The sequence below is a fragment of the Streptomyces sp. NPDC002888 genome, from assembly GCF_042888465.1.
Classification (GTDB): Bacteria; Actinomycetota; Actinomycetes; order Streptomycetales; family Streptomycetaceae; genus Streptomyces.
In genome coordinates, this window is sequence record NZ_JBIAPU010000033.1 from 1 (window position 1) to 26,360 (window position 26,360).

General features: G+C 70.7%; 23 protein-coding genes and 1 tRNA gene. 12 read left to right on the forward strand and 12 right to left on the reverse strand.

Going from position 1 to position 26,360, the window contains the following annotated elements:
- Window positions 1–176: 176 nt before the first annotated feature.
- Together ACFYWX_RS38760 and ACFYWX_RS38765 are read right to left on the reverse strand one after the other, a co-directional pair.
- A complete protein-coding gene (locus tag ACFYWX_RS38760; RefSeq protein WP_389429695.1) occupies window positions 177–854 on the reverse strand; it encodes an HAD-IA family hydrolase in 678 nt (225 codons plus the stop codon).
- 220 nt (window positions 855–1,074) lie between these two features.
- The gene (locus ACFYWX_RS38765; RefSeq protein ID WP_389429697.1) at window positions 1,075–1,656 is read right to left on the reverse strand and encodes a TMEM165/GDT1 family protein; all 582 of its coding nucleotides are present in this window, start codon (window positions 1,654–1,656) and stop codon (window positions 1,075–1,077) included.
- A 390-nt stretch (window positions 1,657–2,046) separates the two neighbouring features.
- Between ACFYWX_RS38765 and ACFYWX_RS38770 the strand changes: the two genes are divergently transcribed.
- The 5 genes from ACFYWX_RS38770 to ACFYWX_RS38790 all read left to right on the forward strand — a co-directional run bounded on the left by ACFYWX_RS38770 (window position 2,047) and on the right by ACFYWX_RS38790 (window position 8,030).
- The gene (locus ACFYWX_RS38770) at window positions 2,047–2,691 is read left to right on the forward strand and encodes an HNH endonuclease family protein (protein ID WP_389429698.1); all 645 of its coding nucleotides are present in this window, start codon (window positions 2,047–2,049) and stop codon (window positions 2,689–2,691) included.
- Between the two features lie 136 nt (window positions 2,692–2,827).
- Window positions 2,828–4,462 (forward strand): alkaline phosphatase D family protein, encoded by a 1,635-nt coding sequence (locus ACFYWX_RS38775; protein ID WP_389429701.1) that lies wholly within the window; start codon window positions 2,828–2,830, stop codon window positions 4,460–4,462.
- A 278-nt stretch (window positions 4,463–4,740) separates the two neighbouring features.
- Entirely contained in the window at window positions 4,741–6,651 is a 1,911-nt protein-coding gene (locus ACFYWX_RS38780) for an FAD/NAD(P)-binding protein (protein WP_389429703.1), read from the forward strand.
- Window positions 6,652–6,746: 95 nt separating this feature from the next.
- Entirely contained in the window at window positions 6,747–7,202 is a 456-nt protein-coding gene (locus ACFYWX_RS38785; RefSeq protein ID WP_389429704.1) for a DoxX family protein, read from the forward strand.
- A 219-nt stretch (window positions 7,203–7,421) separates the two neighbouring features.
- Window positions 7,422–8,030: a DedA family protein gene (locus tag ACFYWX_RS38790; RefSeq protein ID WP_389429705.1), complete on the forward strand. Its 609-nt coding sequence runs from the start codon at window positions 7,422–7,424 to the stop codon at window positions 8,028–8,030.
- Window positions 8,031–8,247: 217 nt separating this feature from the next.
- On the opposite strand, the gene ACFYWX_RS38795 is transcribed toward ACFYWX_RS38790, so the two are convergent.
- A complete protein-coding gene (locus ACFYWX_RS38795; protein WP_389429706.1) occupies window positions 8,248–8,478 on the reverse strand; it encodes a DUF2277 domain-containing protein in 231 nt (76 codons plus the stop codon).
- Window positions 8,479–8,582: 104 nt separating this feature from the next.
- Here ACFYWX_RS38795 and ACFYWX_RS38800 point away from each other — a divergent pair, with 104 nt between their 5' ends.
- On the forward strand, window positions 8,583–9,485 hold the full coding sequence (locus ACFYWX_RS38800) for a ketopantoate reductase family protein (RefSeq protein WP_389429707.1): 903 nt from the start codon (window positions 8,583–8,585) through the stop codon (window positions 9,483–9,485).
- 152 nt (window positions 9,486–9,637) lie between these two features.
- Window positions 9,638–9,988, forward strand: a complete 351-nt coding sequence (locus ACFYWX_RS38805) for a hypothetical protein (RefSeq protein ID WP_389429708.1) — start codon at window positions 9,638–9,640, stop codon at window positions 9,986–9,988.
- Between the two features lie 62 nt (window positions 9,989–10,050).
- Here ACFYWX_RS38805 and ACFYWX_RS38810 read toward each other — a convergent pair.
- A tRNA-Val gene (locus ACFYWX_RS38810) sits at window positions 10,051–10,125 on the reverse strand.
- A 192-nt stretch (window positions 10,126–10,317) separates the two neighbouring features.
- Between ACFYWX_RS38810 and ACFYWX_RS38815 the strand changes: the two genes are divergently transcribed.
- The 3 genes from ACFYWX_RS38815 to ACFYWX_RS38825 all read left to right on the forward strand — a co-directional run bounded on the left by ACFYWX_RS38815 (window position 10,318) and on the right by ACFYWX_RS38825 (window position 13,340).
- Window positions 10,318–11,142 carry a DUF4097 family beta strand repeat-containing protein gene (locus tag ACFYWX_RS38815; protein WP_389429709.1) on the forward strand — a complete coding sequence of 275 codons (825 nt, stop codon included), beginning with the start codon at window positions 10,318–10,320 and terminating at the stop codon, window positions 11,140–11,142.
- Between the two features lie 74 nt (window positions 11,143–11,216).
- Complete coding sequence (locus ACFYWX_RS38820; protein WP_389429710.1) at window positions 11,217–12,590, forward strand: hypothetical protein; 1,374 nt, start codon at window positions 11,217–11,219, stop codon at window positions 12,588–12,590.
- 165 nt (window positions 12,591–12,755) lie between these two features.
- Window positions 12,756–13,340 (forward strand): DUF4383 domain-containing protein, encoded by a 585-nt coding sequence (locus ACFYWX_RS38825; protein ID WP_389429712.1) that lies wholly within the window; start codon window positions 12,756–12,758, stop codon window positions 13,338–13,340.
- On the opposite strand, the gene ACFYWX_RS38830 is transcribed toward ACFYWX_RS38825, so the two are convergent.
- The 3 genes from ACFYWX_RS38830 to ACFYWX_RS38840 all read right to left on the reverse strand — a co-directional run bounded on the left by ACFYWX_RS38830 (window position 13,328) and on the right by ACFYWX_RS38840 (window position 18,152).
- Window positions 13,328–14,488 carry an amidase domain-containing protein gene (locus ACFYWX_RS38830; protein WP_389429714.1) on the reverse strand — a complete coding sequence of 387 codons (1,161 nt, stop codon included), beginning with the start codon at window positions 14,486–14,488 and terminating at the stop codon, window positions 13,328–13,330. The two genes, ACFYWX_RS38825 and ACFYWX_RS38830, sit on opposite strands and share 13 nt — an antisense overlap.
- 136 nt (window positions 14,489–14,624) lie before the next feature.
- Entirely contained in the window at window positions 14,625–15,914 is a 1,290-nt protein-coding gene (locus ACFYWX_RS38835) for a hypothetical protein (protein ID WP_389429715.1), read from the reverse strand.
- 51 nt (window positions 15,915–15,965) lie between these two features.
- The gene (locus tag ACFYWX_RS38840; protein WP_389429716.1) at window positions 15,966–18,152 is read right to left on the reverse strand and encodes a transglycosylase domain-containing protein; all 2,187 of its coding nucleotides are present in this window, start codon (window positions 18,150–18,152) and stop codon (window positions 15,966–15,968) included.
- Between the two features lie 327 nt (window positions 18,153–18,479).
- Between ACFYWX_RS38840 and ACFYWX_RS38845 the strand changes: the two genes are divergently transcribed.
- Window positions 18,480–18,713, forward strand: a complete 234-nt coding sequence (locus tag ACFYWX_RS38845; protein ID WP_389429717.1) for a zinc ribbon domain-containing protein — start codon at window positions 18,480–18,482, stop codon at window positions 18,711–18,713.
- Between the two features lie 42 nt (window positions 18,714–18,755).
- Here ACFYWX_RS38845 and ACFYWX_RS38850 read toward each other — a convergent pair whose 3' ends face one another.
- Genes ACFYWX_RS38850 through ACFYWX_RS38860 form a run of 3 tightly spaced genes read right to left on the reverse strand, consistent with a single transcriptional unit; the run spans window position 18,756 to window position 23,243 of the window.
- Window positions 18,756–19,568 carry an HAD family hydrolase gene (locus ACFYWX_RS38850; protein WP_389429718.1) on the reverse strand — a complete coding sequence of 271 codons (813 nt, stop codon included), beginning with the start codon at window positions 19,566–19,568 and terminating at the stop codon, window positions 18,756–18,758.
- Window positions 19,568–22,024, reverse strand: coding sequence for a phosphoribosyltransferase (locus ACFYWX_RS38855; RefSeq protein WP_389429719.1), 2,457 nt, complete (start codon window positions 22,022–22,024; stop codon window positions 19,568–19,570). The genes ACFYWX_RS38850 and ACFYWX_RS38855 overlap by 1 nt, the downstream gene beginning before the upstream one ends.
- A 52-nt stretch (window positions 22,025–22,076) precedes the next feature.
- The gene (locus ACFYWX_RS38860) at window positions 22,077–23,243 is read right to left on the reverse strand and encodes an HpcH/HpaI aldolase/citrate lyase family protein (protein ID WP_389429720.1); all 1,167 of its coding nucleotides are present in this window, start codon (window positions 23,241–23,243) and stop codon (window positions 22,077–22,079) included.
- Between the two features lie 188 nt (window positions 23,244–23,431).
- On the opposite strand from ACFYWX_RS38860, the gene ACFYWX_RS38865 reads away from it, so the two are divergent.
- Entirely contained in the window at window positions 23,432–24,217 is a 786-nt protein-coding gene (locus tag ACFYWX_RS38865) for a TerD family protein (protein ID WP_389429721.1), read from the forward strand.
- A gap of 13 nt (window positions 24,218–24,230) precedes the next feature.
- Here the strand turns inward: ACFYWX_RS38865 and ACFYWX_RS38870 are convergent, their stop codons facing one another.
- Complete coding sequence (locus ACFYWX_RS38870; protein WP_389429848.1) at window positions 24,231–24,968, reverse strand: Tellurium resistance; 738 nt, start codon at window positions 24,966–24,968, stop codon at window positions 24,231–24,233.
- A gap of 97 nt (window positions 24,969–25,065) precedes the next feature.
- Window positions 25,066–26,211 carry a DUF475 domain-containing protein gene (locus ACFYWX_RS38875; protein WP_389429722.1) on the reverse strand — a complete coding sequence of 382 codons (1,146 nt, stop codon included), beginning with the start codon at window positions 26,209–26,211 and terminating at the stop codon, window positions 25,066–25,068.
- Between the last annotated feature and the right edge of the window lie 149 nt (window positions 26,212–26,360).

Sequence of the window (26,360 nt, forward strand, 5' to 3'; positions counted from 1 at the left end):
CCTTGAGGCGGGCCGCGGAAGCACGACACTGACAAGAAGCGGGCGGACCCAACGGCCACTTCATCGGCAGGGGTTCACGGCAGCCGGCCCCGACGATCACCTCACCAACCCGCGCCCACCCTGCGCACCCCAACGGCCGCACATCAACACACCCACCCGCAAGCCCCCTCACCCCCTCAAGCCACCAGCCCCCCGTCCACCACCAAACGCACCCCACCCCCGCCTCCCAGAATCTCCACCCGCACGCCCGTCAGATCCCTCACCCACACGTCAGGGCCGTACGCCCCGGCCCGCTCGCCGATGCCCACCACGCGCATCCCGGCTGCACGGCCCGCTGCGATGCCCGCGCCGGAGTCCTCGAAGACCAGGCAGTCCGCGGGGGCGACGCCCAGTTCGGCGGCGGCCTTGAGGAAGCCCTCGGGGTCGGGCTTGCTGGCGCCGACGGACTCGGCGGTGATGCGGGTCTCGGGGAGGGGGAGGCCGGCGGCGGCCATGCGGGCCGTGGAGAGGGGGGCGTCCGCCGAGGTTACGAGGGCGTGGGGGGCTCCCCGCAGGGAGGACAGGAACTTCTGGGCGCCGGGGATGGCTACCACGCCCTCCATGTCCGCGGTCTCCTCCGCGAGCATGCGGGCGTTGTCCGCGTGGTTCTGCTCCGCCGGACGGTCGGGCAGCAGCAGGGCCATCGAGGCGTGGCCCTGCCTGCCGTGGACGACCTTCATGACCTCGTCGCCGTCCAGCCCCTGCTGCTCGGCCCAGCGTCGCCAGATGCGTTCCACCACGGCGTCGGAATTGACGAGGGTGCCGTCCATGTCGAGCAGGAGGGCGCGGGCGGTGAGCACGGCAGTGGCCGTCATCGGCAGCTCCAAGCACAGGCTCGAGCACCGGCAGCGGCTCAAGCACAGGGGGGAGAAACAAGGCGGCCCCGCCCGCCGGTCAGGGAAAACGGGCGGGAGCCACTTTGTTCCTCCACGGTACAAAATCGGGGCCGTATGCGCCAGAGCCCGGCCCAGCTTCCTGCAACCGTTCACCCACCGTTCAGCTCGGTCACAGCCCGCCCCAGGCCCCACCCCCACCTCACCCGGACACCGCCTCCCAGAGACTCCACACCCCGAGCCCCACCATCAGCACCGCCGCCGCCTTCGTGATCAGCCGCAGCGGCACTCGCCTCATCAGGGCCTTGCCGCCGACGATGCCCAGCCCGGCCACCGCCCACAGCGCCAGCACCGCACCGAGTCCGACGGAGAGCGGATCGTCGTAGCGGGCCGCGAGGTTCGCCGTCATGATCTGGGTGAGGTCACCGAACTCGGCGACCAGGATGAGCATGAATCCGGTGCCGGCGACCTTCCAGAAGGACTGGTTCTCGGGGCTGCGGACGTCCTCCTCGTCCTCGCCCTTCTTCATCAGCAGCACTGCCGCACCCCCGAGGAAGAGCACCCCGGTCAGCGCCTGCACGATCTGCTGGGGCAGCAGCGTCAGTACGCTGCCGGCTGCGACGGCCAGGGCGACGTGCAGGGCGAACGCGGCGGCGACGCCGGCGAAGACGTACGAGGCGCGGTAGCGGGTGCCGAGGACGAGGCCGGCCAGGGCGGTCTTGTCCGGCAGTTCGGCGAGGAAGACGACGCCGAACACGAGCGCCGTCACGGTGAAGCTGATCAAGGGTCCTCAATCGGTCGGGGGCCGCCCCACCGAGAGTGCTGAACCTTCGCGACACGACACCTCGGCACGGCAGCACACACGGCGCCCGTGCCGTACGACACGGGCGTGCACTGCTTGCCGAAGGTCTCGCTGGCCGACCTCATGACCGAGGTCCGCCTCCGGGCGCCGGCTCAGACTGGCTGAGCAGTATGTCGACGGTCCGGCGAAGAGCTACTCCCCTTCAACTCCGTCCACCATACGTGACCCCTCGGGGAACTCCCCACCCCCACACTCTTGTCGTGTCATGTTCACGTCACTAACTTCTAACCTGCCCCACACCCCACGGCAACACGGCGCCGCGAGCATTCCCTCGCCCGCACCCCAACGCCGCCCCACCCCAACGGAGTTCGCATGTCGAAGTTCTACGCGCGTCGACGCCTGAGCATACTCTCCGCCCTCACCGGCCTCATAGCCTCCGTCGCCCTCTTCAACTCCCCGACCGCCTCCGCCGCCCTCCCCACGCCGGTCAGCGCCGCCACCGCCCGCGGGTACCTGGCCTCCCTCACCGTGGCCACCGAGGACCGCACCGGCTACGACCGCGACCTCTTCCCGCACTGGATCACCATCAGCGGCAGCTGCAACACCCGCGAGACGGTCCTCAAGCGCGACGGCTCGGGCGTCGTCACCGACTCCTCCTGCGCCTCCACCAGCGGCAGCTGGTACTCCCAGTACGACGGCGCGACCTGGACCGCCGCCTCCGACCTCGACATCGACCACCTCGTCCCGCTCGCCGAGGCCTGGGACTCCGGCGCGAGTGACTGGACCACCTCGCAGCGCCAGGCCTTCGCCAACGACCTGACCCGCCCGCAGCTCATCGCCGTCACGGACAACGTCAACCAGGCCAAGGGCGACCAGGACCCGGCCACCTGGATGCCGTCGCGCACGGCCTACCGCTGCACCTACGTCCGCGCCTGGGTCCAGGTGAAGTACTACTACGACCTGTCCGTGGACTCCGCCGAGAAGAGCGCGCTGACCAGCTACCTCGCGAACTGCTGATCCGCGTGAACTGCTGAGCGCAGGGATCTCCCCGTTCTCCTCCGTCGCTGCGTACCGTACGGGGCGACACAGGAGGCTTCGCCTCCGGGGCGCGCCCCGGAGGCGAAGCCGACCACTGACGAGGGCGGGCGATACCGTGGCCGAACTGCGCCTGGGACCACTGCTGAGATACGTCGACGGCTCGTCCGCGACCGTCTGGGTCGAGACGAGCCGTCCGTGCACCGCCGAGGTGCACTGCGCCGACGGCGGCCGCGGCGCGGCCCACACCTTCCAGATCGCGGGGCACCACTACGCCCTCATCCCGGTGACCGGACTCACACCGGGCGCCTCGGCCTCGTACGAGGTCGTGCTCGACGGCGCCCGTGTCTGGCCCCTGCCCGACTCCCCCTTCCCGCCCTCCGTGATCAGGACCCCGGCCGACGGCGACGGCGAGGCGGTGCGGGTGATGTTCGGCTCGTGCCGCTGGGCCGCGCCGCCCGCCGACGGGCACGACCCGGTCGGCCCGGACGCCCTGGACACGCTGGCGACCCGGATCGCCGCCGACCCGGAGGGCGAGCGGCCCGACGTGCTGCTCCTGCTGGGCGACCAGGTGTACGCCGACGAGACCTCCGACGCCACGCAGCGCTGGCTGGCCGCCCGGCGCGACCTCGACGAGCCCCCGGGGACCGGCGTGGCGGACTACGAGGAGTACACCCGGCTCTACTACGAGTCCTGGCTCGACCCCGAGGTCCGCTGGCTGCTGTCCACGGTGCCGACCTGCATGATCTTCGACGACCACGACGTCATAGACGACTGGAACACCTCCGCCTCCTGGGTCGCTGACATGCGGGCCACGTCCTGGTGGCGCGAGCGGCTGCTGAGCGGGCTGATGTCGTACTGGGTGCACCAGCACATCGGCAACCTCCCGCCCGCCGAACTCGCCGCCGACCCGCTCTACTCCGCCGTGCGCGAGAGCCCCGACGGCACCGACGCCCTGCGCGCCTTCGCCGCCGAGGCCGACGTGGACCCGACGACCGTGCGCTGGAGCTACCGGCGTGACTTCGGGCGCGTGCGGCTGATGATGGTGGACTCACGTGCGGCCCGGGTCCTGGAGGAGGACGGCCGGTCGATGCTCGACCCGGGCGAGGCCGAATGGCTGCGCGCGCAGGCACTGGAGGACCGGAGCAGCTACGACCACCTGCTCATCGGCACCTCCCTGCCCTGGCTGTTGCCGCAGCTCGTGCACGACGCGGAGGCGTGGAGTGCGGCGCTGAGCCGGGGTGTGCGGGGTCGGCGCTGGGCGCGCTGGGGGGAGAAGCTGCGCCGGGCGGCGGACCTGGAGCACTGGGCGGCTTTCCCGGCGTCCTTCGCCTCGCTGGCGCGGCTGATCGCGGACGCCGGGTCGGGTCCTGAGGCGCCGGCGACGGTGCTCGTGCTGTCGGGGGACGTGCACCACGCCTATGTGGCCGAGCCGCACTGGCTCGCGCGAGGGCCCGAGGCGCGGGTGCTCCAGCTGACCTGCTCCCCCGTCCACAACTCCATCCCGCTGTCGATAAGGCTCGGCTTCCGCTTCGGCTGGAGCGCGCCGGCCCGTGCCCTCGGACGCCTCTTCGCCCGGCACGGGCGTTGTGAGCGGCCGCCGGTCGACTGGCGGAAGACGGGCGGGCCCTGGTTCGGCAACCAGCTCATGACGCTGACGGTGCGCGGGCGTTCGGCGCGGTTGCGGCTGGAGCAGGCGCGGGCGAACGGGACGCTCGAGACCGTGGAGGAGTCCACCCTGTCCTCCTCATGAGGCTGTATGAGGCGCATGAGGCTGTATGAGGCGTATGAGCCCGTATGAGGCACATGAGGCCGTATGAGGCTGTATGAGGCCGATGACCGCAGCAGGCCGTATGAGGCGCATGCGGAGACGTGAGGCCGCTTGAGGCCACATAAGGCCGTATGTGGGACAACTGGGGCACGTGGGGTGTGCGTTGGCTTCCGTGACGCCCGAGGGCATGATGAGGCGGACCGTCCGCTTCCTCCGGGCGGTCCCCTCCACTGCGCCCCACACGCCCGGGAGACCCCCCTTTGTCTGCAGCGAACGCGGAAACAGCGAACGCGGAAGCGGAAACGGTGGCGGTCTCCGTCGCCCTCGTCGGCGCCGGCCCGCGCGGCACCAGTGTCCTGGAGCGCCTGATCGCCTCCGTGCCGGAGTTCCTGCCGCCGGGTGCGCGGCTGACGGTCCATGTGGTCGACCCGGCGCCGCCGGGCCCGGGCCGGGTGTGGCGCACGGCGCAGTCGCGGGAGCTGCTGATGAACACGGTGGCCTGCCAGGTGACCCTGTTCACCGACGACAGCGTGGACTGCTCGGGCCCGATCCGCCCGGGGCCGAGCCTGCACGAGTGGGCGGCCGGCGAGCTGACCCCGGACGACTACCCGACCCGCGCCGACTACGGCCGTTACCTGGAGTGGGTGTTCGCGCGGGTGGTGCGTGAGGCGCCGCCCGCGGTGCGCGTGGAGACGCACGCGGCCCGGGCGGTACGGCTCGACGACGCCCCGGACGGCCGGCAGGTCCTGACGCTCGACGACGGGCGCGTGCTGGCGGGGCTGTCCGCGGTGGTTCTCGCCCAGGGGCACCTCCCGGTGGTCGCGGACGCGGCCGAGCGGCGCCTCGCGGCCCACGCCGAGCGCCACGGGCTGCGCCACATACCGCCCGCCAACCCGGCCGACCTCGACCTGTCCCAGCTCGCACCCGGCGAACCGGTGCTGTTGCGCGGCCTGGGCCTCAACTTCTTCGACCACGTGGCCCTGTTGACGACGGGCCGCGGCGGCCGTTTCGTACGCGACCACCGCGGCCCGCGCTACCTGCCCTCCGGCCGGGAGCCGCGTCTGTACGCCGGTTCGCGGCGCGGCATCCCGTACCAGGCCCGCGGCGACAACGCGAAGGGGCCGTACGGCCGGCATGCCCCGCTCGTCCTCACCCCGGAGGTGATCGCGGACTTCCGCAAGCGCGCGGACTCCGGGGAGGCCCCGGACTTCCTGGCGGAGATATGGCCGTTGGTGGCGAAGGAGGTGGAGACGGTGTACTACGCGGCCCTGACCGGGCGGCCGGAGTTCGCGGAGCGTTTCCTCGCCGTCCCGCACGGCGGCCCCGAGGAGGCCCTCGTACTGGAGGAGTTCGGGATCCGGGACGCCGATCACTGGTGCTGGGAGCGGGTCTCGCGGCCGTATCCGGAAGGGGAGTTCGCGGACCCGGCGCGGTGGCGGGAGTGGCTGCTCGGGCATCTGCGGGTGGACGCGGCGCAGGCGGCCCTCGGCAATGTGCGCGGCCCGTCCAAGGCAGCCCTGGACGTTCTGCGCGACCTGCGCAACGAACTGCGGCTGATCGTCGACCACGGCGGCCTGAGCGGCGCGTCCCGGCGTGAGCACCTGGACGGCTGGTACACCCCGCTCAACGCCTTCCTGTCCATCGGCCCGCCCCGACGGCGCGTCGAGGAGTTGGTCGCGCTGGTGGAGGCGGGCGTGGTGGAGGTGCTCGGGCCCGGCCTCGACGTGCGGGAGGAGGAAGGGGCCTGGGTGGCGCACTCGCCCGTCGTGCGGGGCTCTCGGGTGCGTGTGACGACCCTCATAGAGGCCCGGCTCCCGGAGCCGGGCCTGCGCCGCACCGCCGACGAGCTCCTCGCCCGGCTGCTGGGGAGCGGGCAGTGCCGCCCGCACACGGTCGACGGTTACGAAACGGGAGGGGTCGATGTGACCGCACGCCCGTATCATCTGATTGACCGTCAGGGGAAGCCCCACGCAAGGCGGTTCGCCTTCGGAGTGCCCACGGAGGGCGTGCACTGGGTGACCGCGGCAGGTGCTCGGCCAGGGGTGGATTCGGTCACACTTTCGGACGCGGATGCGGTGGCGAGAGCCGTTCTACGTGCGGGCGTAACACAAATGGAACGTCAAACGGAAGCCAAACCATGGCCAAAAGTTGAACTTGCAAGCATTGATTAGGCACACCTAGCCTGGGTCTCTCGTTCGGTACCGCCGCCCCCACCGGCCGGTCCAGTCCCCGACCGGCCAGAACGAAACCGAAGGAGTGTCCCCACATGTCCGCTCGTCTCAACAGGGCGCAGCCGTACGCGATCGGCCTGTTCCGTATCGTCGTCGGCCTGCTCTTCGCCTGCCACGGAGCCGCCTCGCTCTTCGGAGTCCTGGGCGGAGCCGTCGGCTCCAACGGCGGCACGATAGAGGCCGGCACCTGGCCCGGCTGGTACGCGGCCGCGATACAGCTCGTCTGCGGCAGCCTCGTGCTGCTCGGACTCGGCACCCGTGCCGCCGCGTTCCTCGCCTCGGGCTCGATGGCGTACGCGTACTTCAAGGTCCACCAGCCGGGCGCACTGTGGCCGATGGAGAACGGCGGCGAGGCCTCGGCGATGTTCTGCTGGGCCTTCCTGCTGCTGGTCTTCACCGGCTCCGGCGCCCTCGGCCTGGACCAGTTCTTCTCCCGGCGCACGTCCGAGGAGCAGCAGCCGGCGGCCGAGCGCTCGCCGGTGACGGCCTGATCCGTCCGCACAAACGCGAAGGCGCCCTTCCCGCACCGACGGGGAGGGCGCCTTCGCGTACGTACCGGTGAACCTGCTGTGCCGAACACACGAGCCCCCGGTGAATGTCCTGTCACACCCCCGGCGTACGCTGAATGGCTGTCATTGGCCGCCCCTGCCGCTCCCTCGCGACATCGCGGCACGGTCGGGCCACACGGGGGAGACAACGGGGAGAGAGCAGTGCTGGAGAGTGTGGGGTCGCTGACCGGCAGCCCATGGATCTACGCGATGGTGGCACTTTCGGTGCTGCTCGACGTGTTCCTGCCGGTCCTACCGAGCGGCGTCCTTGTGATCGCGGCGGCGACAGCGGCGGCAGCGGGTTCGGCGACGGGGCAGATGACCCACGCGGTCCCCGACATCCTGGTGCTCACGTTCTGCGCGGCCTCGGCATCCGTTCTCGGCGACCTGGTGGCCTACCGGCTCGCCCGGCGGGGCGGCGCGCGACTGGACCGGGCGATCTCCCGCTCCCGCCGGCTGACCACCGCGCAGGAACGTCTCGGCGCCGCCCTCGCCCACGGTGGCGGCGCGCTGGTCGTGCTGGCCCGCTTCGCGCCCGCCGGCCGCTCCGTCGTCTCCCTCATCGCCGGCGCCGCCCAGCGCCGCGCCCGCGACTTCGTGCCCTGGTCCGCGCTGGCCGGCCTCTCCTGGGCCACGTACAGCGTCGCCCTCGGCTACTTCGGCGCACAGTGGCTCGGCACGACGTGGCTGGCAACGGGCGTGTCCCTGCTGGCGCTCTTCGGGGCGGGCGCGGGGGCGACGTACGTGATGGGCAGGCAGCAGCCGGCGTAGGCCGGAGGCGGGGCGGTCCGTGGCCGCTCGGCCCGCGTAGGCGCGGGGAGCGTGCCCATGACTGGCCCAGCCCACGCAGGCCCCGCAGCGCTGGCGGACCGTGCCCATCGCCCGGCTCGGCCCGCGTAGGCGCGCGTAGGTGGCTGGGCGTGCCCGTGGGCCGCTCGGCCCAGGCAGGCCCGTAGCGGCGGAGGGGCCTGGCCGTGGCTCCGTTCGCTCAGACCGGCTGGCGGGCGGCCTGGCCCCGGATCTCCAGTCCGTCGAGCAGTTCCGCCGTGGCCTCGGCGATGGCGTCGACGGCACGTTCGAACACCTCCCGGTTGTGCTCGGCGGGCGCCCGGAAGCCGGAGACCTTGCGCACGTACTGGAGGGCTGCGGCCCGGATCTCGTCCTGTGTGGCCTCCTCGGGCAGGACGGGCGGACGGAGCGTCTTGATGCTTCGGCACATGCTCCCAGTGTCGCCGAAACCGCCCTCCGCTCACACAGAAGTGTGATGATCATCCCGAGGCGGCCACCGTTCGGGGCCGACCGACGAGAGGACATCACCGCATCATGGCGAACGACGTATCGACCGTGGCCGTCCTGGGCCCCGGCGGCGTGGGCGGCCTGCTCGCCGCGCTCCTGGCACGCACCGGCCACCGCGTGATCTGCCTGGCCGGCGAGAAGACGGCGCACACGCTCCGCACCGGCGGCATCCGCGTCCGCAGCACCGTCTTCGGCGACTTCACCGCCCGCGTCGAGGCGGACACCGAGCTGCGCGAACCGGTCGACGCCTGCCTGGTCGCCGTCAAGCACACCACCCTCGACGCCGCCCTGACCCGCGTCGCGCCCGAGGCCCTCGGCGACGGCCTGCTCGTACCGTTCCTGAACGGTGTCGAGCACCCGGCGACCCTGCGCAACCGCTACCGCCCCGACCGTGTCGCGCCCAGTGTCATCCGGGTCGAGTCCACGCGGGTCGAGCCCGGAGTGATCGAACACGCCAGCCCGTTCGTCGAGGTCGACCTGGCCGGAGACCCGGTCCCGCGCACCCGCCTCGACGCCCTCGCGCAGGCCCTCGCGTCGGCGGGACCGACCACGCGTGTCCTGGACGACGAGGCGTCGGCGCTGTGGGCGAAGATGTCGTTCCTCGCCCCGTTCGCCCTGCTCACCACGCGCCACGGGCTGCCCATGGGCGACGTACGCACCGCCCGCCGCGCGGAGTTGACCGCGCTGGTCGAGGAGACGGCCGCCGTCAGCCGCGCCTGCGGCGGCCCGGCGGAACCGGCACAGGCCCTCGCCCGCTACGACGCCTTCCCGCCCGGGACGAAGTCGTCGATGCAGCGCGACGCCGAGGCGGGACGCCCCCTCGAACTCGACGCGATCGGCGGAGCGTTGCTGCGGGCGGCCGAGCGGCATGGCGTCGAGGTGCCCGTAACGGCCCGGCTGGTACGGGAGTTGAGGGAATCCGGTCACTGACCGGACGGGACTCCCGGCCGCGGCACCACACCGAACCGGCAGCGGGCAGGTGCTGTGCCACCTGCCCAGACCGGCGGGCGGACCGTATCGCCCCGAAATGACACCTCCCCAGCAACTCGCCACCCAAAATCGAACAGGCGTAGCATTGTGCTGTGGCTAAGACCTATGAGTTTCCGAGCGACCTGCGCGCCGGCCAGGAGGAGCTGCATCAGGTCCGGGCCGAGCTGTCGGTCCTGCTGAAGCGGCTCCCCTGGTCGGTCGAGCCGCTGGACGCGTTCAGCGACGACAACGGCTGGCGCAAGGTGGAGCGCCCCGCCTCCCCCGGCTGGACGGCCGACGAACAGGCCGAGGTGGAGAAGCTCCGGCAACGGGAACACGAGCTCGCGGTGTTCGTGAGCTGCCACCGCTTCTGGTCCGAGGTCGCCGCGGCGGAACGGGTGGAGGCCCGCATGCAGCTGAAGCACGCGCACGAGATCCCGGCCGAGGAGGAGGACCAGGGCTAGGAGCCCGTGTCCCCGACATGCGAGAGGGCCCCCGTGTCTCCACGGGGGCCCTCTCGTACTCCTGGTGGGCGCGGACGGTTTCGAACCGCCGACATCCTGCTTGTAAGGCAGGCGCTCTACCCCTGAGCTACGCACCCAGGACGAGTCGACAGCCTACCCTGCCGCAGGCACTGCCCCGCAAACCCGTATCCCGCGCCCTTGTCCCCCGTGTGGGCAGGGGGTTAACCCCACCTCGGATCCGGGAGTGCGCCGGATCCCGGGCGGGGCCCCGGCTCCCTACGGTCATAGGGCAGGCGCAGCTCGCGCCGTCCGTCCCAGGGGGAGACACCATGTCCCGTACCGTTGCCGCCCGCACCGCGCTCGCCGCCGGAGCCGTCGTGGCCCTCGTCGCGACCGCCACCGCCTGCGGGGCCTCCGCCGCGGACGACAAGGAACCCGAGCACCGGTCCTTCGCGCTGGCGGGGCGCACTCTCACCGTCGACTCCGACGACTCCGCGCTCGAGATCGTCTCGGCGGACTCGAACAAGGCGGGCCGTGTCGAGGTCACCCGCTGGTTCGAGGGGTCGGTGGTCGTGGGCAAGGAGCCGAAGGTCACCTGGTCCTTCGAGGACGACCGGCTCACCCTGCGCCTGAAGTGCTCCGGCGTGGTCGTCGACTGCGCGGCCAAGCACCGCATCGAGGTGCCGCGGGGTGTCGCCGTACGGGTCGAGGACAAGGACGGGAGTGTGCGGGCGCGCGGGTTCAAGGACGCGCTGAACATTCGCACGGGGGACGGTTCCGTGCACGTCAGCGACACCTCGGGGACGCTGGAGCTGAGGACCGACGACGGCTCCGTGCGGGTCACCGACTCCTCCGGTGCCCTGAAGGTGCGTACCGGCGACGGCTCCGTGCGCGCCGACGTCTCCTCGCGGCGGGTGAGCACGCGCACCGGCGACGGCTCGGCGCACCTCGAACTGAGCGCCGTACCGGAGCGGGTGGAGTCCCGCAGCGGCGACGGGTCCGTGACGATCGCGCTGCCCTCGGCGACGTACCGCGTCACGACGGAGACCGGCGACGGGGGGGTCGACGTGTCCGTGCCGCGGGACGCCTCCAGCTCGCACGTGGTGTCCGCGCGGACCGGCGACGGCAAAGTCACGGTGCGGACCGCGAACTAACCGGCCCGTGTGTTCGTCCTTACACGGTGGGAGAATGACACCGGGCAGGGCGAATCACAGCACGGGAGAGGGATGTGACGGCGACACCTTCGCAGTCGTACTCGCCGTCGGTGCCGCGCGCGCACAGATCCGCGCTGCGGGACACCCTCACCCTGGTCGGCCTGCCGCTGCTCGCCGCGCTCGCGCTGCCCGCCGCGTTCGCCGGCGGCGGCACCCGGCGGTGGTTCGGCGGGCGGGCGGAGAGCCAGCGGGCGGAGGCGCAGGCCGCGAAGGACGCCGCCGCGGCCGCGTTCTACGAGCTGGACACCGCCCAGCGGGACCTCAGGATCTCGATCGAGACGATCACGGCGGTCGACGACTCCCCGGCCGCCCGGCGCGCGGTCGCCGACTTCCAGGCGATCAGCGGCCGCATCGACGAGGCCAGCCACCAGTACATCAGCGCCGTCGACGCCCACGACCTCGACCGGGACGACCTGGAGGCCTCGGCGGCGGCGCAGGCGCGCACCGCGCTGACGAAGGCGAAGGACGAGCTGGGCCGGGTCAAGGGGGAGCTGGACCGCTTCACCGACGGGCTGGGGCCGCTGCTCGGCAAGGCGGAGACCCAGCTGGCCCGCCTCGCGCCGGCCGTCGAGCGGGCCCGGCAGGCACTCCTTGCCGCCTCGAACGCCCTGGACGCGGTACGGGGCTCGGGGCTGCGGGCGGACGACCTCGCGGCCCGGCTCGCCGCGCTCTCGCCGGAGCTGACGAAGCTGAACCAGGGCGCCGGGCAGCACGGCGTGCCGCAGACGCTGGAGCGTGCCGAGCGGGTCGCGCGGGACGCCGAGGCGATCCGTGTGGAGGCCGAGCGGCTGCCGGAGAAGGCCGCGGAGATCGACCACCGGCTGGTGTCGCTGCGCACCCGCGCGCAGGGGCTGACGACGCGTGCCGGGCAGGTGGAACCGGTGCTCAGCGACCTGCGGCGGCGGTTCACCGCGGCGTGCTGGCAGGACCTCCAGCATGTGCCGGAGCAGGCCGCCGATCACGTACGGCAGGCCGAGGGGAAGCTGACCGAGGCGCAGACCGCGCGGGACGCCCAGCGCTGGCCGGACGCGACGGCGCTGCTGTCGACGGTGCGGGCGCTGCTGAACACCACCGACGAGGCGGTGTCGGCGGCCGGTGAGCGGCTGACGCGGCTGAACGCCGTGCAGAAGGATCCGCAGCAGGAGATCGAGCGGACACGGTTCGCGATCCGGGACGCGCAGCGGCTGGCCATGGCGGGCCGCAACACGCCCGATCCTCGGGACGCCCGGCCGCTGGACGACGCGGTGGGGCGGCTGGAGCGGGCGATCGCCGGCCTGGAGGGCCGCCACCCCGACTACTGGCACTTCCTGACCGAGACGGAAGCCGTGCGGCACACGGTGGCGGACGTGGTGACGCGGATCCGGGAGGAGCGCGGGGGCGGTCACTGAGCGGCCGTTGGCCCGCTGTATCGCCCGCTGTGCCGCGCTGTGTATCCCCCAGTCTCGCCCTCCGTCTCGCCCTCCGTCGCCCGTCCTGTTGCCCGTCGGGGCGTGGCGGGCGGATATTGAAGGGGACGGACGTACGGCCTCCGCTCGCACCCAAGGGAGGCGGACATGGCCACGCACGTACAGCGCTCGGGGTCGCGCAGGCGGATCAACTTCGACGAGCACCTTCCCGTCGACCACCGCCTGAACCTGGTCTACCGGATCGGCGCGGGCCTGATGGGTCTGGCGCTGGTCGTCTTCGGCGTCTTCGGTGTCGTCGACAACATCGGCTTCTTCGACACCGGCGGGGACACCCTCTGGAGCCTGAACACCAACGGCGCGCTCAGCTGGCTGTCGATCGGCGTGGGGCTGCTGCTCTTCGTCGGCATGGTGATCGGCGGGAACTTCGCGTCGACGCTGAACATGGCGCTCGGCGTCCTGTTCATCCTCAACGGATTCCTGTTCCTCGGCCTGCTGGAGACGGACTACAACTTCCTGGCCTTCGAGATCCAGAACGTCATGTTCACCTTCGTCGCCGGCATCCTGCTCATGGTCTTCGGGATGTACGGCAGGGTCGGCTCGGCCCTGCCGCACGACAACCCCTACTGGCGGGCCCGCAACCCCGGACTGGCCGAGGAGCGGGACCGCCAGCGCGAACTACGGGAGCACTGGCCCCCGCACGATCAGGATCAGGGTCCGGATCAGGTGCGGTAGGCGTAGTAGTACGCGGTCGGGTACGACGCGACGAGGCTCGCCACCGACCTGCGCAGGGTGTTGTTGGAGTGGTACGTCACGTAGGGCACGCCGCCGCTCTTGTACGTGACGATCATCGTGTGGTCCTTGGACCCGTCGCGGTCGAAGTCCATCTGGAGGACGTCGCCGACCTCGAGCTGGTAGACGTTGGCGAGCGGCTTGGTGCGCTTGGAGTTCTGGGCGTACCAGGACCACTCGTTGACGCCGACGAACGAGTCCGAGTGGATCTCCTTGTTGCCGAACCACTTGGTGTAGTCGTACACGTAGCCCGGCTCGTGCTTCCAGCCGCCCGCCTTCAGGGACTGGCTGACGAAGTTGGTGCAGTCGCCGCCGGCGCCGTGGCCGTTGAAGTCCGGGTAGTCCTTGTTGTAGACGTTCCAGTACTTCTCGGCGTAGGTCGCCATCGCCTTGTAGTTGTAGGCGGTGCCGGTCTTCGGGGCGGCGGCCGGGTTGCGGGTGGTCGCCGCGCGCGGGGCGTTGGGCATGGGGTTGTCGGGGGCGGGAGCGGGCGCCTTGACCGACTTCGGCTGGGAGAGCGTGTTCACCGCGAGGCCGGCCTGGTCGGTGTCCCGGACGCTGGTGAGCTGCCAGTTGCCCTGGCTGTCGGCCTTGAAGGTCAGCTCGTGCTGCGCCTGGAAGCCGGTGGTCTTCGGCGCGTTGCCGCGGGCCTTGGCGTAGGTCAGGGTCGTGGTCTCGGTGACCGCTGCCTTCGCCGTACGGCCCGTCACGCGCGTGGCGTTCAGGGTGACGGTGGTGGCGGCCTTGCTGTACTTCTCGCCGGCCTTCGCGAGCTTGTCCTTGCGCTGCTCCAGCGAGGACAGGGTGGCGTCCTCGGTGCGGGCGGTGCCCTTGGACAGCTTGACGTCGCCGGAGAAGCCGTCGGTCAGCGGCTTGGAGCGGTCACCCTGCCCGCCGGCGACCAGGGCGTCGGTGCGGTCGGTGAAGACCGCGTCCGCCAGCCGCTGGAAGGTGGCCTTGGTCTTCGCGTCGACCGTGGGGTCGTCGACGACGGCCGCTCCCGCGGACCAGTTGGGCAGCAGCGCCACTCCGGCGACCACGGAGGTGGCTGCCGCGCCGAGTATGGAGGCGCGGCGGCGCGTACGGCTCAATTTCCTTGACTTCACTGATGTTTCCCCTCTTGCCCCGGCGGAGGGATGGCCGGGAAGGGCATCTTTGCATGGCGTGTGTGGGCCTTGTGAAGAGGGATGCCTTTGTGAGCCCAGGAAGTTACTGGAACGTCACGTGTCACTTCACGACGGTCGACCAGTCCGGGCCCTGCGCGGGGTCCAGTGTGCGCAGTTCCTGCAGAGTTGAGGGCTTCTGCACGTCGAGCCAGCCGCTCAGCTCCTTGAAGGAGACGCACTTGACGTCCTTCTTGGTGCAGACGTTCTTGATGACCTCGTCGACGGCGTTCATGTAGATGCCGCCGTTCCAGTTCTCGAAGTGGTTACCGATGAACAGGGGTGCCCGGCTGCCGTAGTACACGCGGTTGAAGCCGGCCATGTACGCGTCGACGGTCTCCCTCTCCCACTGCGGGTAGTTGACCGGCGGGCCCTCGGTCTGGCCGTCGGACTGGTTGTAGAGGAAGTTGAAGTCCATGGACAGGCCCTGGTAGTCGCCGCCCTCGTACGGGAGCAGCTGGAGCGGGAAGTCCCAGACGCCGTTCTTCTTGGTCGGCCATATCTGGTAGTCGCCCGAGGAGCTGGCGTCGTAGCGCCAGCCGTAGTCCTTGATGGCCTTCAGCAGGTTCTTCTGGCCCTCCAGGCAGGGCGCGCGGCCGCCGGTGACCTCCTTCTTGAAGTCGAAGGGCAGCGCGTCGATGTCCTTGAAGCCGGTGTTGGTCTTCCACTTCTCGACGAAGTCGTAGAACTGGTCGATCTCGCTCTTCCACTCCTCGACGCTCCAGTCGTCGCCGCCCTTGGCGCCGCAGAAGTGGCCGTTGAAGTGGGTGCCGATCTCGTTGCCGTCCTTCCACGCCTTGCCGAGCTGCTCCAGCGTGGTGCGTATGTGGTCGTCGGTGGCGAAGCTGATGGCCGCGGAGCCCTTGGGGTGCTGCGGGGGCGAGTAGAGGTCCTTCTTGCTCTTGGGCAGCAGGTAGATGCCCGTGAGGAAGAAGGTCATGTGGGCGTTGTAGTCCTTCGCCATCTTCCGGTAGTGCTGGAAGAGCTCGTCGTCGCCCGCGAGCGCGCCGTCCCAGGAGAACACGACGAACTGGGGCGGCTTCTCCCCCGGCTTGAGCGGCTCCGCCTTCAACTGCCCTGTCTGTGGGCCCGTGTAGGACGTGGAGCCGTCACCGAGGATCTTCGTCTTGCCGTCCCACTCGGGTTCCACCCGGTTCGTGCCGGCGGACCCCTTCGTGGCGCCGCCGCGCCCCCCGGAGGACGCGGTCGGCGCGGTGTTGTCCGAGCGGGTCAGGGCGAGGTAGCCCGCGACCAGGGACGCGGCGACGAGGAGGACCGCCAGGCCCAGGATCTGCGGAGGGGCACTCCGGCGGGGTGCCCTGGCTTTTCGGCGGCGGCCCGACGGTGAGTTCATGTGCGGCTCATTCTGCGAGGAAGTGGGGGGTTGCGGTGCCCGGCCACCGGATCAGCCGAGCGGACTCATGGCACGTGACCAGATGCCGTACGGGACGTTGTCGGCGGAGGTGCCGGCGATGCCCTCGAGCGGCAGTGGTTCGAGGCTCTTGGTGAGGTCGATGCGGTAGACGACGACGGCGGTGGACACGGACTTGGCGGTGCCGACGTACCAGGATGCGGTGTCCTTGTCGTTGGTGCCCGCCTTCCCGGCCACCGCCGCCTCCCCGGCCGTCGCCGCCGAGGCGGGCGCCGCGTCCGGGTGGGCGTTGCGGAAGGAGTCGGTGAGCGCCGAGATGACCTCATCGGCCACGTCGGCGCCGACCGCGCGCTTCGCGGTGGGCCTGGCCAGCGGCACCGCGGAGCCGTTGTGGGTGATGCGGCGCACCGAGTACGGCTCGGTGTGCCGGCCGTCGGCGACGAACGTGGCGTAGCCGCCGGCCATACGGATCGCGCTCGGCGTGGAGCTGCCCAGGGACAGCGCGGGTACCTGCGGTCCCAGGCTGGAGGGAAGCAGACCGACCGCCTCGGCGGTCTCCTTGACCTTGTCCAGGCCGGTGTCCATGCCGAGCTGCATGAACGGTGTGTTCACGGACAGGGCGAGCGCCCGGTGCAGACTGATCTGCCCGTAGGACTCCTTGTCGTCGTTGTGCGCGGCGACCTTGTCGCCGTTGCGGTCCCAGTAGGGCCCCTCCGGTGTGGTGACCAGCACGCCGTCGTTGCCGTCGTAGATGCTCTCCCCGGAGATCTCCTGGCGGGGCGCGTCGCGCTCCTTGACGACGCCGTGTTCCAGTCCGGCCGCGTACACGAACGGCAGGAAGGCGCTGCCGGCCGGGACCGTGGTCGCGTTGGACTCGTTGTAGCCCTGCGTACGGTGGTCGGGGCCGCCGTAGACGGCGAGGATCCGGCCGTCGGTGGCCACCGAGGCGGCGCCGAAGTGCGCGGCCTTGGCGTTCTTCGGGTCGTCCTTCAGCGCCTGCTTGCGGGCCTTGGTCACGGCGTCGGTGAGCGAGGTCTCCCGCTTGCGGTCGAACGTCGTGTAGATCTGGTAGCCGCCCAGGTCCCACTCCTTGTCGGAGATGTTCGCGGCCTTCTTGGCGTACTGCACGGCGAGTTCCACGAGGTAGTCGGTCTGCTCACCGGTGTCGTAGAGCGGGTTGCTCTTCAGGGGCTCGGGGAACTTCGTGTACTTGGCCCGCTCGGCCTTCGACAGTTTGCCGATCTCGACCATCCGGTCCAGGGTCCAGGACCAGCGTTCGACGGCCCGGTCGCGGTTGGCGCTGTTCAGGGTCGGGTCGTAGAGGCCGGCGCCCTTGAGGAGGGAGGCGAGGAAGGCGGCCTCGCTGGCGTTGAGGTCGCTGACGTCCTTGCCGTAGTAGGCCTGGGCGGCGCGCTGGATGCCGTAGGTGCCGCGGCCGAACCAGCTGGTGTTGAGGTAGCCCTCGAGGATCTCGTCCTTGCTCATCTGGTTGTCGAGCTTGAGGGAGATCATCGCCTCGGTGAACTTGCGGCTGAGCGTCTGGTTCTGGTTCAGGTAGACGTTCTTGACGTACTGCTGGGTGATGGTGGAGCCGCCCTGGGTGTCGCCCTGGCCGAGGGTGCGGAACAGGGCGCGGGAGATGCCCTTGAAGGAGATGCCGGGGTCGCTGTAGAAGCTCGCGTTCTCGGCCGCGAGCACCGCCCAGCGGACGTCCTCGGGTATGTCCTTCAGCGGCATGGCCTGGCGCTGGACCCATCCGGTGCGGGCCATGGGTGTGCCGTCGGCCCAGAAGTACACGTTGTCCTGCTGGGTGGCGTAGGAGTTGATGTTGTCCGGTATGTCGGTGGCCGCGTAGGCGACGACCAGGAGGAGGGTGCTCAGGCCCATCGAGGCCAGCACTCCGCCCACCGACTGCCGCCAGGAGGGTATCCAGCGCCGCCAGCCCGTGCGTCCGGGCCGCGGGTACTGGGGCCGCAGGCGGCGCACGTAGGGCAGGGCGCGGGCGAGGAGGGGGGCGAGGAAGGCCGTGAGGGGGGCCAGCCGGAGGCGGACTGCGGTGACGAGCCGGGAGAGAGGGGAAGGGCGGGGCGCCTTACGGGATTTGCGCTTGCTCGATATAGGAGGTTTGTCCCGGATTTCGGGTATGCCTATACCCTCCGGAGGCACCCGCAGCTGCATGGTCTCGTCCGCCGGGGGAACGGCAGGGACCTTCAACTGCATGGTGAGTTCGGGCTCATGGGACTCCCCCTGGGGCTCCCCCCTCTGCCCCGCCTGGGTCACGACGTGTCTCCCTCCGCACTTCGATGTTGCTCGCGCAGGTAAGACGTACTAAGTCGTACGTGGGTTGTAGACGCAGCGGTCACGCACTGGTCTGTACGGACTCGGCTGCGGACCCCCACTTCCCCCGACCTTCCGGTTGCGGTTCCTCGCGGCACTAACAAATTACCAGCGATCTTCGCAATTTCTCCTCACAAGTATCGGACAGAAGCGAACACTGCTGAACCACGGGTTCCGGTGGTACCGGCAAACACCGGTTAACCTCTGCTCATGCCTCGCTACGAGTACCGCTGCCGTACGTGCGGTGACACCTTCGAACTGAACCGTCCGATGGCGGAGTCCGCCGCTCCCGCCGCCTGCCCCGCGGGCCATGACGACACGGTGAAGCTCCTGTCGACGGTCGCGGTCGGCGGCACCGCGTCGTCACCGGCGGCCGCCCCCGCGCCCCGCGCGGGCGGCGGGGGCGGCGGGGGCGGGTGCTGCGGTGGGGGCTGCTGTGGCTGACACCCACCGCCGCTGCGGCTGACACCCTGGTGCGGCTGAGGCCTACCGGGGCGCGCTCGACGCCTTCAGGAACTCGCGCAGGATGCGCTCCCCGGCCAGCACGCCCCGCTCCGGCAGCGCGCTGATCGCGGGGGCCGTCCAGCCGCTGTCGGCCAGCTCGCCGTGCCCGGGGCGCCAGCCCCGGTCCGCCACGAGCAGCAGGTCCGCGTCGAGCAGCGAGTCACCGGCGGCGAGGGTGAGGTCGGCGCCGGTGCGGCGGGCGACCTCCCGTACGGCCGCGCTCTTGGTCAGCGGCTTCGGCACGGCGTAGATCTTGCGGCCCTGGAGCGAGACCGTCCAGCCGCGGTTCTCCGCCCACACCGCGAGCTCCTTCACCCAGTCCTCCGGGAGCAGCTCGCGCTCCACCACGAGGTAGGCGAAGAGGTCCTCGGCGATGCGGTGCTTGCGCACCCAGAGCGGGTCGGCGGCAACCGCCAGGTGCGCCTGCACCTCGGCCAGCGGAGCGCACTCGCCCGCCAGCCGCTCGGTCACGCGCGCGTGCCACTCGGGGTCGGTGACTCCGTCCACCAGCAGGTGTCCGCCGTTGGCGCAGATCGCGTACTTCGGCGGCGGGCCGGGCAGGTTGATGCGCTGGTACTGCTTGCGGGTCCGGGTCGTCGTCGGTACGAACACGGCCGCGTCCCCGAGCTCCGTCAGCAGCTGCGCCGCGGTCTCCGTCATGTACGACAGGGGTCTGCTCTCGTGCACCTCCAGGCAGAGCAGCCGGGGCGCCCGCGCGTCCGGCATGGTCAGCGCGAGGGCCGCCGCGGAATAGATCAGCGTACGGTCGAGGTCGCTCGCCACCAGAACCGGCATCAGACCGTCACCGCCTTGCCGTCGGCGCCGGTCGCACCCCGCGTGTACTTGGGGTGGATCAACCCCACGCAGGTGTACGGCAGGTCGGCGACCTCCTCCACGGGGACGCCTCTCTGTTCGGCCAGCAGACGTACGTGGTGGAGGTCGGCGCCCGCTCCGGCCCGCGCCAGGATCTTCCAGGGCACCCGGCGCAGCAGCACCCGGGTGGTCTCGCCGACGCCGGGCTTGACGAGGTTCACGTCGTGGATGCCGTACTCCTCGCTGATGCGCTCCACGGCCGCCCAGCCCTCCCAGGTCGGGGTGCGTTCGCTCGACAGCAGTTCCTTCACGGCCGCGTCGACCGGCTCCGCGACCTCCGGGAAACGCGCCGAGACCGCGTCCAGGAACTCGACCGAGACGTCCGTGCCGGCGAGTTCGCGGTAGAACTTCGCGCCGTGGAAGTCGTGCGGGCCCACCAGGTCGGCCCGCAGCACCGTGCGCGAGATCAGCCCGGACACGGTCGAGTTGAGGCAGGCGGAGGGGATGAGGTAGTCCTCCCGGGTGCCGTACGTCCGCACGCAGGAGCCGGGGTCGGCGAGGACCGCGATCTCCGGGTCGAAGCCGGTGATGCCGTCGCTCTCGGCGAACTCGCGGATCGCGTCGGCCAGTTCGCGGGTGATGGCGCCCTTGCCGGTCCAGCCGTCGACGAAGACGACGTCGGAGGGTTCGTGGTGGGCGGCCAGCCAGCGCAGGGCGTTGGCGTCGATGCCCCGGCCGCGCACGATCGACACCGCGTAGTGCGGCAGTTCGAGCCCGTGCCGGAACTGGGCCCAGCGGCGCATCAGGACACCGACCGGGGTGCCCGCGCGGGCGAGGGAGACCAGCACCGGGCGCGGGGAGCGCTCCGCGAGGACGGTCTCGGTGACCACGCCGACGGCCCGGGCGATCCGGGCGGCCGAGTCGTCCAGCGCCGCGTGGAACAGCTCCTGGTACTGCTCGCTCGGCTGGTACTCCACCGGCAGCGACTCCGCGTAGTGCGCCCCGCCGCTCTGGATGGCCTCCTCGCGCTCCTCGGTCGGCGCCTCCAGCGTCACGTCCGAGAGGTCCTGGAGCAGCCAGCCGACCTCCTCCGGCGCGTACGAGGAGAAGGCGGGGCCGCGGAGGGGCTCGGGCAGCATCGGGGGCCTTTCGGGAACGTACAGGGGCTCGGGGACGTACGACGGCACGACCGCGAGCAGGACGTGCGGGGTGTGCGCGGCGAGCTGGGCGAGGAGGCCGTCCGGCGCGTGCAGCGCGGGAGTGTCGGCGATCGAGTCGACGACGGCGACGACGGCGTCGAAACCGGCGCCGGCCACGTTGTAGGCGTAACGCTCGCCGGGGCCGTCGGCCGGGTCGTCGTGGGCGGGGAAGACGAGGCGGCTGCGTATCGCGTAGCCGGGGTCGTCGACGGCGAGGACGGGTGAGCGGGTGGTGGTGGAGAACCGCATCTCGGCACCGGTGGCGAGCTGCTCCAGCTCACGGGCCAGGCACAGCGGCGCGTACATCAGCTCCTCGAAGCCGAGGACCAGCACGCGCCGGGCGCCGGCCGGCAGGGCCTCGGCGAGGCGGGCGCCCATCGCGGGCAGCGCGGCCCGCAGACGCTCGCGGTGCGCGGCGGTGAAGCCGTGCCGCCCGCCGTCCGGCAGCCCGGCAGGCCAGCGCAGGTCGACGCGGGCGACGGCGCCGGCGGGGGCCTGTGCGGGCGCCTCGGCCCCGGTCGGCTCGTGCTCGGCGACCAGCGCCTGCCCCGTCTCCAGCACGCCCTCCGGCAGCCGTACGGTGCCCTTGGCGGCGGTGACCAGGTCGATGCGGGCGCCGATCTCGCGGGCGAACTCGGTCAGCCGGCCCTGGTCCCGCGCCGAGCGCATGTCGACCAGCGCGACGACGACGTACCGCTCGCGCGGGTAGCGCTCGTGCAGGGCGCGGATGGTGTTGAGGACGGTGTTGCCGGTGGAGAACTCGTCGTCGACCAGGACCAGCGGGCCGTCCCCGGCCAGCAGGGCCTGGTCCTCCGGCAGCAGCAGGTGCGAGGTGGCGTGCGAGTGGGACTCCTCGAAGCCGCCGGCCCGCGCGACCCCGGGCACCGGCCGACGCGTGGAGTGCAGATAGGGCGCCTGGCCCAGACCGTCGGCGACCGAGTGGCCGAGCCCCGTGGCCGTCTCGGCGTACCCGACGACGACCGCGGAGCGTGTCCCGGCGTCGCCCAGCAGCTCCCGCACCCTGCGGCCGAGGGCGAACCCGGAGCCGAAGACGACGGACGGCGACTGCGGTACGTGCTTGCCGAGCACGTTGGACACCAGCAGGTGGGCCCGCTTGGGGTTGCGGCGCAGCGCCAGCCCCAGCATCCCCTTGAGGGTGTCGTCACCCACGAGTTCGACCCCGAGCCGTTCGGCGACCCAGGTGCCGGACCATTCCCCGTTGTTCACTGCGTTGTTCATGCGTCCCTTGTGTCGGGGCCCGGGGATGTCCGGGCCCTTCCGAACCGGTTCCTCAGGTGGGGATCCCGGCGGCGAGCAGCTCCACGAAGCCGATGTCCTCGTTGGCGACGCCGAACACCTCGGCGCGCAGCAGGGTCCGCTCGGCCCAGGCGCGGTGCGGCTTCACTTCATTCATTTTGTTCGTGTACGCCGACCTGAGCACACCCCCACCGCACCGTTCCGGCCGCAGGATGTCCTGGGCGTCACTGAACTCCTCGTGACTGACCACGGACAGTGCGTGCACGGGCAGCACGTGCGAGGGGTGGATGCAGGTCTTGCCGAGCAGGCCGTTGGCCTGGTCGAGGGCGATCTCGCGCAGCAGCCCGTCCATGGCGTGCTCGATGAGCGCCGCGCGCAGCTCTTCGGCCTGCCCCTCCAGGAAGGGGCTGCGGCGCAGCTGCGGCTTGAACATGCGCTCCTGGACGCGGAAGTACTCCCAGACCGGCCCGGTCACCGTGAATCCGGTGCCGTCGGCCCGGCCGAGCATGTTCACCACGTCGGCGATCACGGAGGCGACGACCTGGACGTCGTACGCCGTCATGTCGGGGGCTCTGCGCAGGCCGTAGGAGGAGCAGAAGTCGGTCACGCCGAGGCGCAGCGCGAGGACCCGGTCGCGGTACTTGTCGACCGCACGGAAGATGCCCTCCAGGGTTCCCACGCGCGACTCGCGGTACAGCAGCTCGGGCGACTCCAGGACCGGCATGGCGAACAGGCGGCGGCCGCTCGCGGCCTCGGCCGCGGTGAGGGCCTCCAGGAACGGGATGCCGCGCTCCTCGGTGAACTTCGGCAGCACGAAGCCGGACAGCAGCCGGACGGCGGGGCCGAGGCGCGCCACGAGGTCGGGGATCTGCTGCGGGGCGCGGACCCGGACGAACAGCAGCGGCAGCGGGGTCGCCGGGCGTGCCGCCAGGTCGGTGAACTGGCGGACGAGGTTCTCCTCGCCGGCGGGGACGTCCTCGTCGCCGATGGAGTCCTCCAGGCACAGCACCATCGAGACCACGCCGCGGTCGGCCTGCTTGACGATGTCGTCCGCGAGCCGGGGCCGGGTGGCCGGGCTGTACAGCGTGGCGCCCAGGGCCGCGGAGAGCAGCCGGGCCGGGGAGTCCGTGCCGAACTCGCACGGCTCCTGGAAGAAGAGACGCTTCCGAACCTCAGGGGCGATGTGCCCGAAATGACGCATAGAACTCCCCCGTGGCGACGGTACGTCGTGTGAAATGGCCTGAGACATGTCTACTGAGTGGCCGGTAATAGTACGTAGCAATCCATGTCAAGGGTTCCCGCAGGGCATGAATTTCTGGTAACTCGACTGTGTCGTCTGTCGTACCCCCCGCGTTGTCGTGACCAGGACCGAGAAGGCAGGATGACCGCATGACGCACGCGATGCTGAAGGGGTCGAACGTCCCGCTCGAGGCCACGACGGTACGCGCCGTCCTGCGCTGGACGCCCGGGCAGGGGGTTCCGGACGTCGACGCCTCCGCTCTGCTCCTCGGCCTCGACGGCCGTGTGCGCTCCGACGAGGACTTCGTCTTCTACAACCAGCCCCGGCACCCTTCCGGGAAGGTCTGGCGGCTCGGCAAGAAACGGATCGCCGAGGGCCTCACCGACACCATCCAGACAGAGCTGCCCGGTGTCGAGCCCGGCGTCAGCCAGATTCTTCTGGTCGCTTCGGCGGACGGCGTCACCTTCGACCGCGTACGCGACCTGCGCATCCTGCTGTACGACGCCACGGCCACCGATGCGGAGCCGCTGGCCTACTTCGACGTCAAGCCGGAAACCGGCGAGGAGACCGCCCTGATCTGCGGCGAGCTGTACCGCCGCGGCGAGGTCTGGAAGTTCCGCGCCCTCGGCGAGGGCTACTCCAACGGCCTCAAGGGCCTCGCCACCGACTTCGGCATCTCGGTCGACGAGTCGGAGGCAGCGGCGGCCGCCGCAGCGGCAGCAGCCCAGCCGTTGCCCCCGGAACAGCCCACGGGAGTCCCGACCCAGCCGTCCTACGGCTACCCCCAGCCCGCCGAGCCGTCCTACGGCTACCCCCAGCAAGCCCCGGCAACGACAGCAGCCCCGTCGGGCTACGGCTACCCGCCGCCGGTGACGACGGCCCCGAACCCGGACTTCAGGTTGCCGCCGCAGGGCCCGCAGTTCATCGGACGGTAGAGGAGCGCCTCCCTTACCGCTCGGCCTGCGCCTTGAACCCCCGCCCCCACTGCAACCCCCACCCGTACAACCGATCGATCTCCCCCTGGAACCCGTAAACGAACTTCACCTCACGCCGCACCAGCACCTCCCCCTTCACGTTCTCGATCATCACCACCGCACACGACCGGGCCTGCGGATGCCGCTCGTCCAGGCTTATCTCGATCCGCGGCCCATTGCTCGGATACAGCGTCACACTCGCGTGCGTACGGTCGAACGCCGGCGTCTGGTCGTAGATGTAGACGAACACCAGCAGCCGCTTGATCTCGTCCCGGTGGTCGAGGTTGACGTACATCGTCTCCCCGGACGCCGACCCGAACCGGTCGTCCCCGCTGAGCTTGACGTACGGCGCCGCGTTCGCGTCCCCGAGGTAGCCGCCCAGGGGCTGCACCACCCCCTTCGTCCCGTCCTGAAGCTCGTACAGGCACCCCAGGTCGAGGTCGACGTTGACCATGCTCTGGCTGTGCCCGACGACCTCCGGCGGCTTCAGCGCCCTGAACGGGTGCCGCAGGATGCTCTCCCGGTGGACGCCGCCGATGTCGGACGTCCGCATCCGCCAGTTCAGGTTGACGCGCAGATGCCCGGTGGCCGCGCCCTGCTTGGTGAGGGAGACCTGGCTGTGCCGTTTGGTCAGCTCGATGGCGTTGGTCGCCGCGCTGCCCGAGTCGAAGTCGGCCGCGCGGCTGCCCAGGAGCCCGTCGAAGAAGCCCATTCCCGCCCCCACGTTCACTAGAGAAGACCGGCGGGGCGGCCGGAGGACACGTCCTCGTCGGCCGCCCCGCACAGAGCGTTCCTCACCCGGGTGGGTGTTATACCCCGGACGACACCTCAGTCTTGTCCGGGCTCTCCGCTTTTCCCTCGGCCGCCGCCAGCGCACGGTTGCGGCGGACGGAGGAGAGGAAGGACCAGCCGATCAGGGCGACGCCGACGAGACCGGTGATGACCTCGTGGATCTGGTACTGGATGGTGACCATGAGGATCACGGCCAGCGCGCCGATCGCGTAGTGGGCGCCGTGCTCCAGGTAGACGTAGTCGTCGAGGGTGCCCTGGCGGACCAGGTACACGGTCAGCGACCGGACGTACATCGCGCCGATGCCGAGACCCAGCGCCATCAGGACGATGTCGTTGGTGATGGCGAACGCGCCGATGACGCCGTCGAAGGAGAAGGAGGCGTCCAGGACTTCCAGGTAGAGGAACATGAAGAACGCGGCCTTGCCCGCCAGCTGGACCGCCGAGCGTGGCTTGCCGGTGCGTTCGGCTTCTTCCTCCGCCTCGTGCTCGCGCTCCTCCTCTTCCTCCAGCTTGTCCTCGAAGTAGCCGGAGAGACCGCCGACCACCATGTAGGTGATCAGACCCGCGATGCCTGAGATCAGGACCGTCTGTGCCTTGTCGACGTGCGCGCCGCCGTGCTGGTGGGCGTGGACGGCGAAGGTCATGGAGGAGACCAGAAGGACGACCAGGGCGATGCAGACCGACAGCATGTCGACCTTGCCGAGCTTGGCCAGCGGGCGCTCGAGCCAGCGCAGCCACTGGATGTCCCGGTCCTCGAAGATGAAGTCGAGGAAGATCATCAGCAGGAACATGCCACCGAAGGCGGCGATCGCCGGGTGGGCGTCGGTGACGAGTTCCTGGTAGTGGTCCTTGTCATTGAGCGCGAGGTCGACCGCGTCTATCGGGCCGATCTTGGCGCTGATGGCGACGATCACGACCGGGAAGACCAGCCGCATGCCGAAGACCGCGATGAGCACGCCGATGGTGAGGAAGATCTTCTGCCAGAAGGCACTCATCTTCTTCAGGATTCCGGCGTTGACCACCGCGTTGTCGAACGACAGCGAGATCTCGAGGACGGAGAGGATCGCGACGATGCCGAAGGCCTCCCACCCCCCGTAGAAGACCGCCGCGACCAGGCCGAGCGCGGTGACCGCGAACGACCAGCCGAAGGTTTTCAGAAGCACTGGCTACCCAATCGTGTATGTACGGGTCTCCCCCGCGCCGTACTCGGCTTTACCTAATGTTGACCTTGTGCAGCAAGTCTAAGGGTCGGCCGTCGCGGCCGGTACGGGCGGCCCCGTACCGGCCGGTAGCAGCGGGTCCGAGGGAGGGT